Origin of the sequence: Rhodococcus opacus (assembly GCF_012396235.1) — a bacterium.
Lineage (GTDB): Bacteria > Actinomycetota > Actinomycetes > Mycobacteriales > Mycobacteriaceae > Rhodococcus_F > Rhodococcus_F opacus.
Window position 1 is genome coordinate 275,039 of the sequence record NZ_JAAXPA010000003.1, and the last position, 17,868, is coordinate 292,906.

Genomic DNA, 17,868 nt, shown 5'->3' on the forward strand with positions numbered 1-17,868 from the left:
TTTCACGCAGAAGTTACTGGCGGTTCACCTTCGGATCGGCACCCGCCGGTTCGGTCGCGTGCGCCACCGCGCCCCGCACACCGACGTGTGCCTCGCGGTGCATCCGGTCGACCATGTGCGGATAGTGCAGTTCGAACGCGGGCCGCTCGGAGCGGATGCGCGGCAGCTCGGTGAAGTTGTGCCGCGGCGGCGGGCACGTCGTTGCCCACTCCAGGGAGTTGCCGAACCCCCACGGATCGTCCACCGTGACCACCTCGCCGTAGCGGTAGCTCTTGAAGACGTTCCAGACGAACGGCACGGTCGACGCGCCCAGGACGAACGCGAACACCGTGGAGACCGAGTTGAGGACGGTGAAGCCGTCCGAGGGCAGGTAGTCGGCGTAGCGGCGCGGCATCCCCTCGGCGCCGAGCCAGTGCTGGACGAGGAACGTGCCGTGGAAACCGGTGAACGTGGTCCAGAAGTGCCATTTGCCGAGACGCTCGTCGAGCATGCGGCCCGTCATCTTCGGGAACCAGAAGTAGATGCCCGCGTACGTGGCGAAGACGATCGTCCCGAACAGCACGTAATGGAAGTGGGCGATCACGAAGTAGCTGTCGGTGACGTGGAAGTCCAGCGGCGGGCTCGCGAGGATGACACCGGTGAGGCCGCCGAAGATGAACGTGATGAGGAAGCCGAGCGAGAACAGCATGGGGGTCTCGAACGTCAGCTGCCCCTTCCACATGGTGCCGATCCAGTTGAAGATCTTCACCCCGGTGGGTACCGCGATCAGGAACGTCATGAAGGAGAAGAACGGCAGCAGCACCGCGCCCGTCGCGTACATGTGGTGCGCCCACACGGCGATCGAGAGGGCGGCGATGGCGATCGTCGCGTAGACGAGCCCGCTGTAGCCGAAGAGCGGCTTGCGGCTGAAGACCGGGAAGATCTCCGACACGATGCCGAAGAACGGCAACGCGACGATGTACACCTCCGGATGGCCGAAGAACCAGAACAGGTGCTGCCACAGCAGCACGCCGCCGGTGGCCGGGTCGTACAGATTGCCGCCCAGATGGCGGTCGACGAACAGCCCCATCAGCGCTGCGGTGAGGATCGGGAACGCCACCAGGATCAGGATGCTGGTGATGAAGATGTTCCACGTGAAGATCGGCATCCGGAACATGATCATGCCCGGGGCTCGCAGGCAGATGACGGTCGTGATCATGTTGACCCCGCCGAGGATGGTGCCGAGACCGGACAGCGCCAGCCCCATGATCCACAGATCGGCGCCGACGCCCGGCGCATGCAGCGCGCTCGTCAGCGGCGAGTACGCCGTCCAGCCGAAGTCCGCGGCGCCACCCGGGGTGATGAAACCCGCGATCGCGATGGTGCCGCCGAACAGGAACGCCCAGTAACTGAACGCGTTGAGACGGGGGAACGCGACGTCGGGGGCGCCGATCTGCAGTGGCAGGATGTAGTTGGCGAACCCGAACACGATCGGCGTCGCGTACAGCAGCAGCATGATCGTGCCGTGCATCGTGAACAGCTGGTTGTACTGCTCGTTCGACAGGAACTGCAGACCCGGAACGGCGAGCTCGCCGCGGATCAGCAGCGCCATCAGACCGCCGGCCATGAAGAAGACGAACGACGTGATCAGGTACAGAATCCCCAGATCCTTGGGATCCGTCGTCGTGATCATCTTGTAGAAGAAGCTGCCCTTGGGGCGGCGCCGGGCCGGATACGGACGGACCGGAAGATGCTGTTGAAATGCCAGATTCACGACGCCCCCCGAAGGGTCCGAGGCGGTTCGGGTCCGGTGTGGACTCCGTTACCAGGGTAGTCACCCGAAGCCCGGAGGGAGCCGCTTTCCGTGGCCGGAAACGACGCTGCCGCAGGTGCGCGTGGTGCGCGCCTGCGGCAGCGAGGGTCGGGAAGCGGTCAGTGCGCGCGGTTGACCGCCGAGACGACGGCGCGCAGCGACGCGGTGGTGATCGACGTCGCGATGCCGACGCCCCAGACCACGGTGTTCCGTCCGTCGGGAGCGGTCACCGCGCACTCGACGTACGCGGCCGCCTGGGCGTCGTCACCGGCCGACATGGCGTGCTCGGAGTAGTCGAGCACACGCACGTCGAAGTCGATGGTGGCGAGCGCGTCGACGAACGCGGCGAGCGGGCCGTTGCCCGAACCCGAGATCTCGTGCTCCTTGCCGTCGACCTTCACGGTCGCGGTGATGGAGTCGGTGCCGCCGTCCTCCTCGGACGCCGTGACCTTCTGCTTCATCCGCTCGAGCGGCGTGATCGGAGCCAGGTACTCCTCGTGGAAGACGTCCCACATCTCCTTGGGCGACACCTCGCCGCCCTCGCCGTCGGTAATCCGCTGGACGGCCTGCGAGAACTCGATCTGCAGGCGACGCGGCAGCACCAGCCCGTGATCGGCCTTCATGATGTACGCGACGCCGCCCTTGCCGGACTGCGAGTTGACGCGGATCACGGCCTCGTAGGTGCGGCCCACGTCCTTGGGGTCGATCGGCAGGTAGGGAACCGCCCACAGGATGTCGTCGACGTCCGCGTCCTGCGAGTCGGCGTCGAACTTCATGGCGTCGAGACCCTTGTTGATCGCGTCCTGGTGGCTGCCCGAGAACGCGGTGTACACGAGGTCGCCGCCGTACGGGTGACGCTCGTGGACGGGCAGCTGGTTGCAGTACTCGACGGTGCGGCGGATCTCGTCGATGTTCGAGAAGTCGATCTGCGGGTCGACGCCCCGGGTGAACATGTTGAGGCCGAGCGTGACCAGGCAGACGTTGCCGGTGCGCTCACCGTTGCCGAACAGGCAGCCCTCGATGCGGTCGGCACCTGCCTGGTAGCCCAGCTCCGCGGCGGCCACGCCGGTGCCGCGGTCGTTGTGGGGGTGCAGCGACAGGATGACCGAGTCGCGGCGGGCCAGGTTGCGGTGCATCCACTCGATGGAGTCGGCGTACACGTTGGGCGTCGCCATCTCGACGGTGGCGGGCAGGTTCAGGATCACCGGGTTCTCCGGCGTCGGCTGCAGCACCTCGGTGACGGCGTCGCACACCTCCTTGGCGTACTCGAGTTCCGTGCCGGTGTACGACTCGGGGGAGTACTCCCAGCGCCATTGCGTGTCGGGGTACTTCTTCGCCTCTTCGAGGGCCAGGGTCGCCGCGTCGGTCGCGATCTTCTTGATCACGTCGCGCTCGGCCTTGAACACCACCCGGCGCTGCAGGATGGACGTCGAGTTGTAGAAGTGGACGATCACCTTGTTCGCGCCCTCACAGGCCTCGAACGTGCGCTTGATCAGTTCCGGCCGGGACTGCGTGAGCACCTGGATGGTGACGTCGTCCGGAATCGCTCCGTCTTCGATGATCTCGCGGACGAAGTCGAAGTCCGTCTGGCTCGCCGACGGGAAGCCGACCTCGATCTCCTTGTAGCCCATCCGCACCAGCAGTTCGAACATGCGGCGCTTGCGGGCGGGGCTCATCGGGTCGATCAGCGCCTGGTTGCCGTCACGGAGGTCGACCGCGCACCACTGCGGCGCACGGTCGATGATCTTGTCGGGCCACGAGCGGTCCGGCAGCGACACCGGCTCCACTTCTTCGGAGAAGGAGCGGTAGCGGAACGTCGGCATCGACGAATTCTTCTGCGTGTTCCACTCCGGCTGATCGGAGGGAGCAGGCTTGGAAGGCGGCGTGATGGTGCGCGTTCCGGAGGTAAAGGCGTCAGCGGGGGACATGGGATTGATCTCCAGGTTCGATGTGGACTTTCTGAGTCCAACGGCTGTGTCGACCGGCGCACGAGAAACCCCGCGACGGGAAGCCAGTCTGGATCAGACCCCGTCGCGGCAACCAAGGAGGAGTGCGCGCTGCATACTCAGCACTGTACTCCGGGCACCATCGTTCGCGTGCCGGGGTTCGAAGTCCGAGTGAGGAGACAGCGGTGGGCCGCAGCGCGACGGTGGTAACACCGCTGGTGGCCGCACTTTTTGCGGCACTGCTCGCGTCGTGCGCCGGGGTGGTCGAGGGGGCGCCGAGCGTCGCCGGCGTCGGCGAGCCGATCTACGGCCTGCCCGTGAGCGACCACAGCCGCGTCGAGTTGGCCGTCGCCGCCGCGGCCCGCGACATCGCGCCGTGCGGACTGCTCGACCAAAATCTCGTCGCCTCGCTCGGGCAGGTCACTGCATTCGGGCCCGTCGGCGATCTGTCCACCTGCCACGCCGAGTTGGTGCCTCCCCGCGGCACACCCGCCAACCCCGTCTGGGTCGAGGTGACGGTGGGCGAACGCGAACCCACGGAAGACACCGGTGCCGGCGAGGTGACGTCGGGAATCGAGGTGCGTCCCGCGGTCGGCGCGCTCCCCGGCACGTGCACCCTCTACTTCTCGCTGCCGCCGGTTCCGGGAGTGCCGGACGACGACACCGCCCCGGGCCGGTGGGGGCACGTGTCGTATCTCGACGGGGCAGGCGGAACGGGTGACTCCGCCGGCGGCGACGACTGCGCGGAGGCCCGTACGGTCCTCGGATCGGTCGCCGGCAGGCTGCGCACCCCGGTGCCGGTGCGTTCGGATATTCCTCTCGCGCAGCAGGATCCGTGCCGGGTGGTCGAGAAGATGTCCGGACGGGGCGTCGAGACGTTCTCTCCGGGTAGCCGTCCCTACGAATGTCTCCTGACGCTCCGCGGCGGCGACGCGGCGTCCGTGCAACTGGCGCTGTCGCCCGAACCGTCGCAGACCGGCGGCCCCGAAGCGGTCGAACTCGACGGCAAGACGTTCACGTACTTCCGGGACGCACTCGAATGTCACTACTACTTCTACCCGGGGGCGGTGTTCGACACGAACCTGCCGTCGAGTCCGGTGAGCGAACGGGACAAACGCAGCAATCGGCTGACCGCGTCCGTGGCGGCGTCCGCGCCTAGCTGCGACGACGCGGAAACGCTGGTGCTCGCCGCAGCCGAAATGTTCGACTACTGACATGAACACACAGGTCGATGTCGCCCGGGCCTACCTGGACGCGTTGCTCAGCCACGACGGCAACACGGTGCCCATCGAGCCGCGGGCCGTGCGGTACGAGGTGGGGCTGAAGACGGCGTTCTCCGGAAATCACCTGCGCCGAAGCCTGTCCGGCGGCCCCCAGTACCGGGTGATCCGGGCGATCCGCGACTGTGTGTGGACGGTCGACGGCGACGACGTCACCGTCGACTACCTCCTCGACGCCGGACTGTTCGGCCGCACCCTCGTGACGGTCCGGGTGATCGAGACGTTCCGGATCCCGCAGGACGACCTACGGATCCACCGCATCGACGCGAAGATCCGGCGCCCCTGAGTGGGGCGCCGAATCGTCTGTCACGCATTGTCTTCCGCACGTGAGTGGCATTGTGTGCCCCGCCACGCTTTGCCACTCACATGGGGTCAGTCGAGCGTTTCGTGCGCCGCGGGAACGGAACCCAGGCGGCCGGCCTGGAAGTCCTCGAACGCCTGCAGTACCTCGGCCTTGGTGTTCATGACGAACGGTCCGGCCATCGCGACGGGCTCGCGGATCGGCTTGCCGCCGAGGAGGAACACCTCGAAGGACTTGGTCCGCGAATCCTGTGTGTCAGCCGCGGCGATCGTGAGGGTGTCACCGCGTCCGTAGACGGCCGTCTGGCCCATGCGGATCGGACGACGTTCCGAACCGACGAGCCCCTCGCCCGCGAGGACGTAGGCGAGCGCGTTGAACTCGGGGTTCCACGGCAGCGTCAGACTCGCACCCGGTGCGATCGTCGCGTGGACGAGGCTGATCGGCGTGTACGTGGACCCGGGGCCGTGGTGTCCGTCCACGTCACCGGCGATCACCCGAACGAGAGCGCCGCCGTCGGACGAGGACAGCAGGGCCACCTTCTGGCCGGTGATGTCCTGGTAGCGGGGCGCGGCCATCTTGTTGTCGCGCGGCAGGTTCACCCACAACTGGACGCCGTGGAACAGGCCACCGCTCATCACCAGGTGCTCGGGCGGGGTCTCGATGTGCAGGATGCCGCCGCCCGCGGTCATCCACTGGGTGTCGCCGCCACCGATGGTGCCGCCGCCGCCGTTGGAATCCTGGTGCTCCATGATGCCGTCGATCATGTAGGTGACGGTCTCGAAGCCGCGGTGCGGATGCCACGGGGTGCCCTTGGGTTCCCCGGGTGCGTAGTCGACCTCGCCCATCTGGTCCATGTGGATGAACGGGTCGAGGGCCGTCAGGTCGATGCCGGCGAACGCGCGGCGAACCGGGAAGCCTTCGCCCTCGTAGCCGACGGGTGCGGTGGTGAGCGAACGGACCGGGCGGTCGACGGCGCCGGGAGCGGGTGCGTCGATACGCGGCAGGGCAAGGATGTTGTCGACCGTCACGGCAGGCATGGGGTGTCTCCTCGTACTCAGGTAATTGATTGTTCAACTACTTCATGGTGTGTAACACCCGCTGCGTCCAGGTATTCCCACAGGGCGGCTCCGCCGCCCGTGCGCCTTTTTGGTAGCTGCAACAACCAGAAAGGCGCACGGGCGCGAAGCGCCTACTACTAGTTGAGGACGTTCTCGTGATCGGGGCAGTACCGCGTGATCGCGCCGATGATGTACGGGTAGACGCCGTCGTTGGTGAGCATCGGCGTCCACTCCTCACGCACCTGATCGAGGGGCTTGCCTGCGTCGAGGGCGGTGCAGATCTCACCGGCCTGATGGACCGCGAGGTCGTCGTCGGTGACGGTCTGGTTGTTCGCGCGCAGGTAGGCCAGGTAGTCGGCGGCCGTCTGCGGGTCGTCGGCGACCGAGAACACGCGGCTGCCGGGGGCGGTGGCGGCGGTCGTCCTCGCCGCCACGGAAGCCGAGGCGGACGTCGTCTCGGAGGCGGCGGTGTCGCTGTCGCCACCGCAGGCGGTGAGGATTGCCGCGGAGCAGACGGTGAGGGCGGTCAGAGCAAGGGTGCGGCGCATGGGGCGTGTGATTCCTTTCGAGGCCTGTGACGGCGACGATCGTATCGCCTGCGGGGCCGGTGTTCCCGGCGGCGATCACCCGCACTGTTTCGGGTCAGAGACCGCGATCGATGAGGTCGAGGATCTCCTCACTCGTCGCGGCGTGAATCTTGTCGACCGCGGCCGCATGCGCGTCGTCGGACGTGCCGACCTCGGCCAACAGGCTTCCGAGGCGCTGCGCGATGGCCGACCGTGCCTCGCTGTCCTCGCCGAGTTCGGCGATCGTCGCGCGCAGCCGGTCGACGTCGGCGAGAGCAACGGACATCGGATCCGGGACGAGTTCCGAGCGCAGGAACTCGGCGACCGCGCGCGGACTCGGGTGGTCGAACACCATGGTCGGCGGCAACCGCAGCCCCGTGGCGGCACCGAGATGGTTGCGGAGCGCAACCGCCGCCAGTGAATCGAAGCCGAGTTCCTTGAACGCCTGGTCGGGGTCCACCGAGTCCGACGCGTCGTAGCCGAGCACCGTGGCGGCTCCGCTCCGCACCAGATCGAGCATCAGGTGCCGCTGTTCGGGGATCGACCGGTCGGCGAGGCGCTGCGCCCAATCCGAGGGTCCGGACCCGCTCGCACCGGTCACGACCGCGTCCGACCCTGCGGCGTGCGGGCGCGATTCCCGGATCAGGCCACGCAGCGGGGCGGGAACGTACGGTGCGGCCGAACCGGAGTGGTCGAACCGTGCGGCCGCGACCGTGGGTGCACCGGCGGCCAGAGCGCTGTCGAAGAGGGCCAGGCCGTCGGCCGCGGGCATCGGAATCATTCCGCTGAGGCGGGCTCGGGCGAGGTCGATCGCGCCGAGGTTGTCGGTCATGGCGCTGGGTGCCGCCCACATGCCCCACGCGATCGAGAGCCCGGGCAGCCCGAGGGCGTGGCGGTGATGGGCGAGGGCGTCGAGGAACATGTTCGCGGCCGCGTAGTTCGCCTGCCCGGGGGCCCCGAGGATGCCGGCGAGCGACGAGAACATGACGAACGCCCGCACGTCGCTGTTCGCGGTCAGCCGGTGCAGGTTCCAGGCCGCATCGACCTTCGGTCGCAGGACCGCGCCGAGCCGCTCGGGGGTGAGCGACGCGAGGGTGCCGTCGTCGATCACGCCGGCGGCGTGGATCACCGCCGTGAGCGGGTGTTCGGGTGGTATCCCGGCCAGCAGCGCGGCGACCCCCGACTCGTCCGCGGTGTCGCAGGCAACGATGCTCACCTCGGCACCCAGACCGCGCAGTTCGCTGCGCAGTCGGTCGCTGCCCTCGGCGGCGGGTCCGTGCCGGCTGGTCAGCAGCACGTGCCGTGCCCCGTGCTCGGTCACCAGGTGCCGGGCTACGAGAGATCCCACCGTGCCGGTGCCGCCGGTGACCAGAACGGTGCCGTCGGGATCGAACGGGGTCGGTTCGTCGACGGCGGGCATGCGCCGCAACCGCGGTGCGCGCAAGGTGCCGTTCCGGGCCGCCAATTGCGGTTCCCCGCTCGCCAGTGCCGACGTGATCGCGGCCTCGGCGTCCGATGCGTCGTCGAGGTCGATCAGTACGAACCGGTCCGGGTTCTCGTTCTGTGCGGAGCCGACGAGACCCCACACCGCCGCGGCCGCGAGGTCGGGACGAGCGTCGTGGTCCTGCCCGTCGTCGGTCACCATGGCGTTGCGCGTCACGATCACGAGCGGGTTGTCGGCGACAGCCTCGTCGTCGAGCCACTCCTGGAGCAGTCGCAGTACCCGAGCGCACAGGTCGTGGGTCGCGTCCGGACCGTGGTCGCCCTCGGTCGCACACCCGACCAGCACCGTCCACGGACGCAGGTCGTCGTCGTCCGGCCTGGACTCCATCACGGTGCGCAGCGCCTCCAGGTCGGGATAGCGCGGGAACGTCGAACCGACACCCGGGTCGCCGAACCCCTCGGCGCCGAGGACCACCGCCGGACCGGGGGGCCGTTCGGACGTGGCCACCTCCACCGGGATCCAGGCGGCCCGGTGCAGTCGCAGAGCCGCCGACCGGCCTGCGTCCTGTCCGTCGCCCGTCCTCTGCGTCACCCGCAGCGCATCGACGGTCAGCACCGGCTCGCCCGCGGGGTCGACGGCGGCAACGCGGTACCGTCCGTCCTCGCCTGCAGTGAACCGGGCGGTCATCGCCTCTGCGCCGACGGTGTGCAGACGGATCCCCGACCAGGTCAGCGGCCAGCCGTCCCACCCGAGGAGGGGTTCGATCGCCGCCTGCAGCAGTTCCGGGTGAATACCGAAACCACTCGTGTCGGTGCCGTCGTCGAGGCGCACCTCGGTCTCGGTGTCGCCCGGGTCCTGCTGCGGCACACCGGCGGCAGGGCCGACGACGTCGTCGATCGTCGCCGAAGCGTTCCGGACCCAGCTGTCCGGGCCGTCGGTGTCACCCGACTTCGACGAGATCGTGACGGTGCGAGCGCCGTCGGTGCCGGGCGGCGACACCAGCACGCGAATCGAGGCCAGTCCCGACGGCGGGAGGACGAGCGGGTGGTGCAGGGTGAGTTCGTCGATGTGGTCGAGACCGACGTGGTGGGCCGCGTGCAGGGCGAGTTCGACCGGCACGGCAGGCAACAGCGTCTTCGCTTCGACGGTCGACGGCTGGTCGCCGTCGTCGATCGTCGGTGGCACGAGCCATGGATCCCGGTGCAGGGACAGCTGTCCGGTGAACAGGGTCGCGTCGTCGTCGAGGGTCACCGCGGCACCGAGCAGCGGATGATCGGCCGGGGTCAGACCCAGTTCGGTCGGGTCGCCGGTATGTCGGGTGGACGCCGTCGGCCAGTAGGAGCGGCGTTGGAATGCGTAGGTGGGCAGGGCCACCCGGCGGCGACCGGGCAGCACCCGATCCCAGTCGATGGTGGCGCCCTGCACGTAGGCGGCGGCGACCGCCTCGATGATCCCGTGTGCCTCGTCTCCGCGTCCGGGCAGCGTGGCGATCGTGTTCGGGACGACCTCGGCGGCGAGCGCCGCCAGAGCCGCGCCGGGACCGACTTCGACGAGGCGGGTGACGCCGAGTTCGTCGAGGGCGCAGACGCCGTCGTGGAAACGCACCGCGTGCCGGATGTGCCGGGTCCAATAGTCCGGGGACACGAGTTCCTCGGCGGTGGCGACGCGCCCGGTGACGTTGGAGACGACCGGAATCGTCGGCGGCTGCGCCGTCAGCCTCGACACGACGGCGGCGAACTGGTCGAGGATGGGGTCCATCAGGGTCGAATGGAAGGCCCGCTCGACCCGCAGGCTCGTGGTCTTCAGACCGGCGGCGGACAATTCGGAGGCGACGGCCTGCACGTCGCGTTCGGCGCCCGCGAGGACGACGGAGTCGGCGCCGTTGACGGCCGCGAGATCGACGCGGCCGTCGATCCGCGGGAGGATGTCCTCCTCGCGTGCCCGTACGGCGATCATCAGACCCGGTTTGGTCGACTGCATCAACCGCCCACGGTCACCCACCAGAGCGGCGGCATCGGGCAGGCTGAACACTCCCGCGACGTGTGCCGCGGTGATCTCGCCGATCGAATGGCCGATCAGGTAGTCGGGGGTGATGCCCCAGTCCCGCAGCAGCCGATAGAGCGCGACCTCGATGGCGAACAGTGCCGGTTGGGTGTATTCGGTGCTGTCGAGCTTCGCACCGCCGCCGTCGGACTCGTCCCAGATCACTTGCCGTACCGGGGTTTCCACGTGCTCGTCGAGTGCGGAGCAGACCTCGTCCAGTGCCCTCGCGAACACCGGGTACGCCTCGTAGAGGTCGCGGCCCATCCCGATGCGCTGCGCACCCTGGCCGGTGAACATGAAGGCCGTCTTGCCGCGGGCGCTCGTGCCGGTGACGACGTTGGCGCCGGGTCGCCCCGTGACGATGCGGGCGAGACCGTCGCGCAGGTCGGCCAGTGTTTCGCCGATCACCGCGGCGCGGTGGGTGAATCCGGATCGGGTGGTGGCCAGTGAGTAGGCGAGGTCGGCCGGATCCGGGAGTTCGGACTCGTCCGTGTCGAGAAACTCCGCCAGCCGGGTGGCCTGCGCCCGCAGCGCGTCCCCGGTTTTTCCGGAGATCACCCAGACCAGCGGCGACGTCGACGGAGAGACCTCCGGCGCCGTGTCCTCGGGCGGCTGTTCGAGGATCATGTGCGAGTTGGTGCCGCTGATACCGAACGACGAGACGGCCGCCCGCCGGGGTCGTCCGGTCTCCGGCCAGGCAACCGATTCGGCGAGCAGCGAGACCTCGCCCGCGGTCCAGTCGACGTGCCGGGTGGGGACGTCGCCGTGCAGGCTGGGTGGCAGCATCCCGTGCCGCATCGCCATCACCATCTTGATCACCCCGGCGACGCCCGCCGCCGCCTGGGAGTGGCCGATGTTCGACTTGACGGAACCGAGCCACAGCGGCCGGCCCTCCCGGCCCTGCCCGTACGCGGCCAGCAGTGCCTGCGCCTCGATCGGGTCGCCGAGCGTGGTGCCGGTGCCGTGCGCCTCCACGGCGTCGATGTCTGTGGGGCCGAGCGCGGCGTCCGCCAGCGCCTGGCGGATGACCCGTTCCTGGGACGGCCCGTTCGGGGCGGTCAATCCGTTGGACGCCCCGTCCTGGTTGACCGCCGATCCGCGGATGATCGCCAGCACCCGGTGGCCGTTGCGCCGGGCGTCGCTGAGCCGCTCCAGCACCACCATTCCCGCGCCCTCGCTGAGCCCGGTGCCGTCGGCCCGGTCGGAGAACGGTTTGCAGCGTCCGTCCGAGGCGAGCCCGCGCTGGCGGCTGAACTCGATCAGCACACCGGGTGTGGCCATCACCGTCGCCCCGCCGGCCAGCGCCAGCGCGCATTCCCCGTCGCGGAGGGCCCGCGCCGCCAGATGCATGGCCACCAGCGACGACGAGCAGGCGGTGTCCACGGTGACCGCGGGACCGGTGAAGCCGAGGGAGTAGGAGATCCGGCCGGACGCCACGCTGTTGCTCGTCCCGGTCATCAGATAGCCCTCGGCGTCGACGTTGCGCTGAGTCATCAGGTGGAAGCCGTAGTCGCCGCCCATCAGCCCGACGTACACGCCGGTGTCGGTGAGGCCGGGCGCGGTCGGCCGGATTCCGGCCTGCTCCAAGGCTTCCCAGGCGCTCTCGAGAAGCAGCCGGTGCTGCGGGTCCATCGCGATCGCCTCGCGCGGGCTGATCCCGAAGAACGCGGCGTCGAATTCGTCTGCGTCGTAGAGGAACCCGCCCTCCTTCATGTACGTGGTGCCGACCCGGTTCGGGTCGGGGTCGTACACCTCGTCGAGATTCCAGCCCCGGTTGTGGGGGTACGCGCCCACGGCGTTGCGGCCGTCGCGGACGAGTCGCCACAGGTCCTCCGGGCAGTACACCTTGCCCGGGTATCGGCAGGCCATTCCCACGATCACGATCGGGTCGTCGTCCCTGCGGGCACGTGTCGGCCCGGCCGGCTGCGGAGCCGCATCGTCGCCGAGCAGGCGCGCCACCAGCTCCTGGGTCAGCGCGTCCGCGGTGGGATGGTCGAACACCACAGTCGCGGCCAGTCGCACACCGGTGGCGGTCGCCAGCTGATTGCGCAGTTGCACCGCGGTCAGCGAGTCGAAACCGAGTTGTTTGAAAGCACGTTCCGGGTCGATCGCCTCCTTGCCTTCGTGACCCAGCACGGCCGCCACGTGGGTGGTGACGATGTCGAGCACACGGCTGTGCCGCTCACCGGGGTCCAGCGCCCGCAACTCCTCGGCCAGTCCGGTCGGGGAATCGGCGGCAGCGGCGCGGCGACGGCGGACGCCGAGCACCCGGCGCAGGATCGGCGGCAGCGACTCACCGTCGGATCGGGAGGCCCTCGTCGAGAGCCGTATCGGCACGATCAACGGACGGTTCACGGCAAGGGCAGCGTCGAACAGGGCCAGACCCGACTCCGGACTGATGGTGTCGATGCCACTGCGCTGCAACCGGTCGAGGTCGGCCGCATTCAGATGGGACGTCATGCCGCTGGGCCGGTCCCACAGTCCCCAGGCCATGGACGTCGCGGGCAGCCCGCGGGAGCGGCGGTGCTGCGCGAGTGCGTCGAGGAAGACATTCGCCGCCGCATAGTTCGCCTGGCCTGCGCCGCCGAGCACACCCGCCGCCGAGGAGAACAGCACGAACGCCGACAAGTCGCGGTCCCGGGTGAGTTCGTGCAGATGCCAGGCACCGTCCACCTTGGGACGAAGGACGGCGTGTAACTGGTCTTCGGTCAGGGTGGCGGCGGTGGCGTCCTCGAGCACCCCGGCGGCGTGGATCACGCCGGACAGGTCGGGAATGCCCGCAAGGAGAGCGGCCACCGCGGCGCGGTCGGCCACGTCGCAGGCGACAGCGTTGACCTCCGCCCCCGACTCGGCGAACTCGGCACGCAGTTCGGCCGCACCCTCGGGATCGAGCGCGTGCCGCCCGGTCAGCAGCAGCCGGCGCACCCCGTGCCGCGCGACGAGGTGGCGGGCGATCAGTCTGCCGATGGTTCCCGTGCCGCCGGTGATCAGGACCGTGCCGCCCGGGCCGAAGATCGCGGGTACCGGTTCGGGTGCCGCCGCAACGGGTGTCACCGCGGCGAGCATGGGAGCCAGCAGTACGCCGTCCCGGATGGCCAGCTGAGGCTCGTTGCAGGCCAGGGCCATGGAGATCAACGAAGGGTCACCGGCGTGTGCATCCAGGTCCACCAGGGTGATGCGGTCCGGGTGCTCGTTCTGCACCGCGCCGATCAGTCCCCATGCGGGGGCGGCGGACACGTCGTCGACGGGATCGTCGTCGCGGACCGCCACCGCGAGCCTCGTCGTGACCAGCAGGCGGGTCTCGGCCAGGCAATCGTCGCGGAGCCAGGACTGGACCGCCCGCAACGTCGCCTCCGCGGCGGCGTGCGCCCGAGCCGGCGTGTCCGGTTCGTCGCCCGGTTCGCGGTCGAGCCACAGCACGCGACCCTCCGGATCACCGCCGGCAAGCGCTTCCTCGAGCGGCATCAGGTCTGCCGGGGCGGTGCTGGACGCACCCACCGGCATCCACTCCACGCGGTAGAGGCTGTCTCGCACCCCGGCGGCAGGCACGCCCGCGTCCCCGAGCGGCCGCAGCGCTAGCGATTCGGCGGTCAGCACCGGTCTGCCGGCCGCGTCGTACGCGGAGATCCGGTAGCGCTCGGGTCCGGTCGTGTTGACGTGCACGCGCAAGGCGGTGGCGCCTACGGCGTGCAGTTGCACCTTGTCCCATGCGAACGGCAGCCGGACACCGGAGTCTGCGGCTCCCAGCGCAATCACGTGCAGGGCTGCGTCGAGCACCGCCGGATGGATCCCGTATCCCGCGACCGCCGCAGCCGGGTCCTCTCCGCTCAGCCGCACCTCGCCGTACAGGTCGTCGCCGCGCCGCCACGCCGCGCGGAGACCACGGAAGGCGGGGCCGTACTCGTAGCCGGCCTCGTCGAGCACGTCGTACAGGCCTCGAACGTCGATCGGCGTGGCATCGGCGGGCGGCCAGGGCTGTTCGGGGGAGTCGGCGGTGTCCACGGCCGCCGCGAGCGTGCCGGTGGCGTGCCGGGTCCACGGGGTGTCCTGCGCGGCATCGGCAGGCCGGGAGTGCACCGACACCGTGGTTCGGCCCGCTGCACCGTCGGCGAGCACGCTCACCTGCAATGCCACCTCACCCTCGGCGGGGATCACCAGGGGTGCCTCGATGGCGAGTTCCTCGAGCCGGCCGCACCCCACGCGGTTCCCCGCGTGGAGGGCGAGCTCTACGAAAGCCGTGCCCGGCAGAATGACGGTGCCCCTGACGCCGTGGTCGCTCAGCCATGGAAGGCGTTGTGGCGACAGCAGTCCCGTGAACACCGCGCCCCGGCCGTCGCCGAGCTCGACCGACGCGGCGAGCATCGGGTGTCCACCCGTTTCCATGCCCGTCGACGCGAAATCGCCCTGTGGAACCGGACTTTCCAGCCAGTAGCGGCGGTGCTGGAAGGCGTACGTGGGGAGGTCCACCCACTGCTGCCGATCGTCGTGTCGAGCCCAGCGCACCCGATCCCACTCGACGTGCAGCCCGTGCACCTGTGCCTCGGCGAGTGCGGCGGTGAACTGGCGGAGGCCCGCGCGGTCGCGCCGGATGGTGCCGATGGCGCGGCCGGCGACACCCGCCGCGTCGAGGGTTTCCTGCAACGGCACGGTGAGGACGGGGTGGCTGCACGACTCGACGAACAGTCGATACCCGTCCGCGGCCAGTGATCTCGTCGCTTGCTCGAACCGGACCGTCCGTCGCAGATTCCGGTACCAGTAGTCCGCGTCCAATGCGGTGCCGTCCAGCACACCACCGGTCACCGACGAGTAGAACGGAATTCGCGACCGGCGGGGCGTGATGGAGGCGAGGACGTCGAGAATGGGTTCCCGCAGAACGGAGACGTCCGCGCAATGCGACGCGTATTCCACCGCGATCCGCCTGGCCTGGACGCCGTCGCCCTGCAACTGCCCGACCAGGAGGTCGAGGGCGTCGACGGGTCCGGAGATCACCGTCGCGGACGGCCCGTTGATCGCCGCGACCTCGACGGCGCCGGCCCAGGGCTGAATCGTTTCCCGCACGATGTCCGCCGGCAGAGCCACCGAGGCCATTCCCCCGCCCCGCCGGGCCGACGCGCCGATCACCCTGCTGCGCGCGGCCACGACGAGTGCCGCGTCCGGAAGGCTCAGCGCACCCGCGACATACGCGGCCGCGATCTCGCCCTGTGAATGTCCGACGACGGCCGCCGGTTCGACGCCGTGGGAGCGCCACAGCTCCGCGAGACCGACCATCATCGCGAACAACGCCGGTTGCACCACGTCGACCCGGTCCAGCGCCGCGGGATCGCGGTCGCGCAGCACGTCCAGCAGCGAGAAGTTGGTGTACGGGGCCAGCGCGTCGGCGCACTCCCGCACGGTGTCGGCGAACACCGGCGACGTGTCCAGTAACTCGGTGGCCATGCCCACCCACTGCGAACCCTGGCCGGGGAAGACGAACACCGGCCGGTCGCCCGCTTCCAACGCCACACCGGTGACGACGTCGGCGCTGGGCGCACCTCGGCCGAGTGCGTCGAGGCCGCTCAGCAGACTCTGGGGCCGTGCGCCGATCACGGCGGCGCGGTGATCGAACGCGGCACGGGAACCCAGTAGTGCGCCTGCCACCGCGGCGGGCGTCAGCTCGGGGTGCTCGGTGACGTAGTCGCGCAGCCGCTCGGCCTGGGCGCGCAGCGCGAGCTCGGTGTGGCCCGAAAGGAACCAGGCCACGACTTCGTCCGGGGGAGTAGCTGATTCGGAAGTTGTCGGCTCGACCGGTGGGGACTCCTCCAGGACGACGTGCGCGTTGGTGCCGCTGATGCCGAATGACGAGACCGCCGCCCGCCGGGGCCGATCGGACCCCGGCCACTCCCGGTTCTCGGTGAGCAACGACACCGAACCGGCGGACCAGTCGACGTGCGGGGTCGGCCGGTCGACGTGCAGCGTCTTCGGCAGGACACCGTGCCGCATCGCCATGATCATCTTGATCACCCCGGCCACGCCGGCGGCCGCCTGGGTGTGCCCGAGGTTCGACTTCACCGAGCCGAGCCACAGCGGCCGGTCGGCGGGGCGGTCGCGGCCGTAGCCGGCCAGCAGGGCGGACGCCTCGATCGGATCGCCCAGTTTCGTGCCGGTGCCGTGCGCCTCGACCACGTCGACATCGCCCGGGCCGAGTCCCGCATTGGCCAGCGCCTGCGCGATCACCCGCTCCTGAGCCTGCCTGTTCGGGGCGGTCAGGCCGTTGCTGGCGCCGTCCTGATTCACCGCGCTGCCGCGGATGACGGCCAGTATCCGGCGACCCTTGCGCTCTGCGTCGGACAGCCGTTCCAACGCGACCATCCCCGCACCTTCACCCCACGCCGTTCCGTCCGCAGCGGCGGAGAATGCCTTGCACCGGCCGTCCCGGGCCAGTCCGCGCTGGCGGCTGAACTCCACGAACACCGCGGGGGTCGCCATGACGGTCGCCCCGCCCGCCAGCGCCAGTTCGCACTCGCCGCTGCGCAGCGCCTGCATGGCGAGGTGGATGGACACCAGCGACGACGAGCACGCGGTGTCCACCGTGATCGCGGGTCCGTTCAGGCCGAAGCTGTAGGCCACTCGGCCGGACGCGACGCTCATGGCGTTGCCGGTGATGAAGTACCCCTCGAGGTCCTCGGGCGGCATGCCGCCCGCCCGCGCCGCGTAGTCGATGCCGGACAGCCCCGTGAAGACGCCGACCTGGCGGCCGTGCACCGACCGCGGATCGATGCCGGCGTGTTCGAACGTCTCCCAGCTCGTCTCGAGGAGAAGTCGCTGCTGCGGGTCCATCGCCAGCGCCTCGCGCGGCGAGATGCCGAAGACCTCGGGGTCGAACCCCGCCGGGTCGTCGAGGAAGCTGCCCTGCACCGTGTATGTCTTGCCGGCCTGCTCGGCCGTCGGATCGTAGAGGTCCGCCAGGCCCCAGCCCCGGTCCTCGGGGAACCCGGCGACGGTGTCGGTGCCGGACTCCACCAGGCGCCACAGGTCCTGCGGCGATCGCACCCCGCCGGGGAACCGGCAGCCCATCCCGATGACGGCGATCGGTTCACGGCTCACACCCTCGACCTCGCGCAGCTTCTCCCGCGCTTGGTAGAGCTCCGCGGTGACTCGCTTCAGATAGTCGAGGAGCTTCGCCTGATCGGCCATATCGGGGTCCTATCCGAGATCCGCCTCTGGTAGCGCGGAAACCTCGATTGTATCCGCCACCACCATGCGGAGGCAGCGGTCCGAGCATCACCTTCGATCGATCTGCCTGGTCAATTCGGGCAGGTCACATGGGATACCCGCCACTGCTCCGGTCCACACCACTTCCAGTTATTCGGCTGCCCGGCGACCGCTGAGGGAGGTAGTGTGGCGACTCCGAGCAGGATCCGTATCGAGGAGGTGAGACCTGTGTCCGTTCGTTCAGTTC

General features: G+C 69.6%; 7 protein-coding genes. 2 read left to right on the forward strand and 5 right to left on the reverse strand.

What is annotated here, in order from left to right; translation table 11 throughout:
- Positions 1-13: 13 nt before the first annotated feature.
- On the reverse strand, positions 14-1,753 hold the full coding sequence (gene ctaD / locus HGB39_RS05370) for an aa3-type cytochrome oxidase subunit I (RefSeq protein ID WP_005248628.1): 1,740 nt from the start codon (positions 1,751-1,753) through the stop codon (positions 14-16).
- 158 nt (positions 1,754-1,911) lie between these two features.
- Positions 1,912-3,720 carry a 2-isopropylmalate synthase gene (gene leuA / locus HGB39_RS05375; RefSeq protein WP_005569596.1) on the reverse strand — a complete coding sequence of 603 codons (1,809 nt, stop codon included), beginning with the start codon at positions 3,718-3,720 and terminating at the stop codon, positions 1,912-1,914.
- Between the two features lie 203 nt (positions 3,721-3,923).
- Between leuA and HGB39_RS05380 the strand changes: the two genes are divergently transcribed.
- Together HGB39_RS05380 and HGB39_RS05385 are read left to right on the forward strand one after the other, a co-directional pair.
- Positions 3,924-4,952 (forward strand): hypothetical protein, encoded by a 1,029-nt coding sequence (locus HGB39_RS05380; RefSeq protein WP_005569597.1) that lies wholly within the window; start codon positions 3,924-3,926, stop codon positions 4,950-4,952.
- Between the two features lies 1 nt (position 4,953).
- Complete coding sequence (locus HGB39_RS05385) at positions 4,954-5,304, forward strand: DUF8021 domain-containing protein (RefSeq protein ID WP_005569598.1); 351 nt, start codon at positions 4,954-4,956, stop codon at positions 5,302-5,304.
- 86 nt (positions 5,305-5,390) lie between these two features.
- Here the strand turns inward: HGB39_RS05385 and HGB39_RS05390 are convergent, their stop codons facing one another.
- The 3 genes from HGB39_RS05390 to HGB39_RS05400 form a co-directional block, all read right to left on the reverse strand.
- Entirely contained in the window at positions 5,391-6,356 is a 966-nt protein-coding gene (locus HGB39_RS05390; protein ID WP_005569602.1) for a pirin family protein, read from the reverse strand.
- A 158-nt stretch (positions 6,357-6,514) separates the two neighbouring features.
- Entirely contained in the window at positions 6,515-6,925 is a 411-nt protein-coding gene (locus tag HGB39_RS05395) for a DUF732 domain-containing protein (protein ID WP_005248623.1), read from the reverse strand.
- Between the two features lie 94 nt (positions 6,926-7,019).
- Positions 7,020-17,603 carry a type I polyketide synthase gene (locus HGB39_RS05400; RefSeq protein WP_064079896.1) on the reverse strand — a complete coding sequence of 3,528 codons (10,584 nt, stop codon included), beginning with the start codon at positions 17,601-17,603 and terminating at the stop codon, positions 7,020-7,022.
- Positions 17,604-17,868 lie beyond the last annotated feature (265 nt).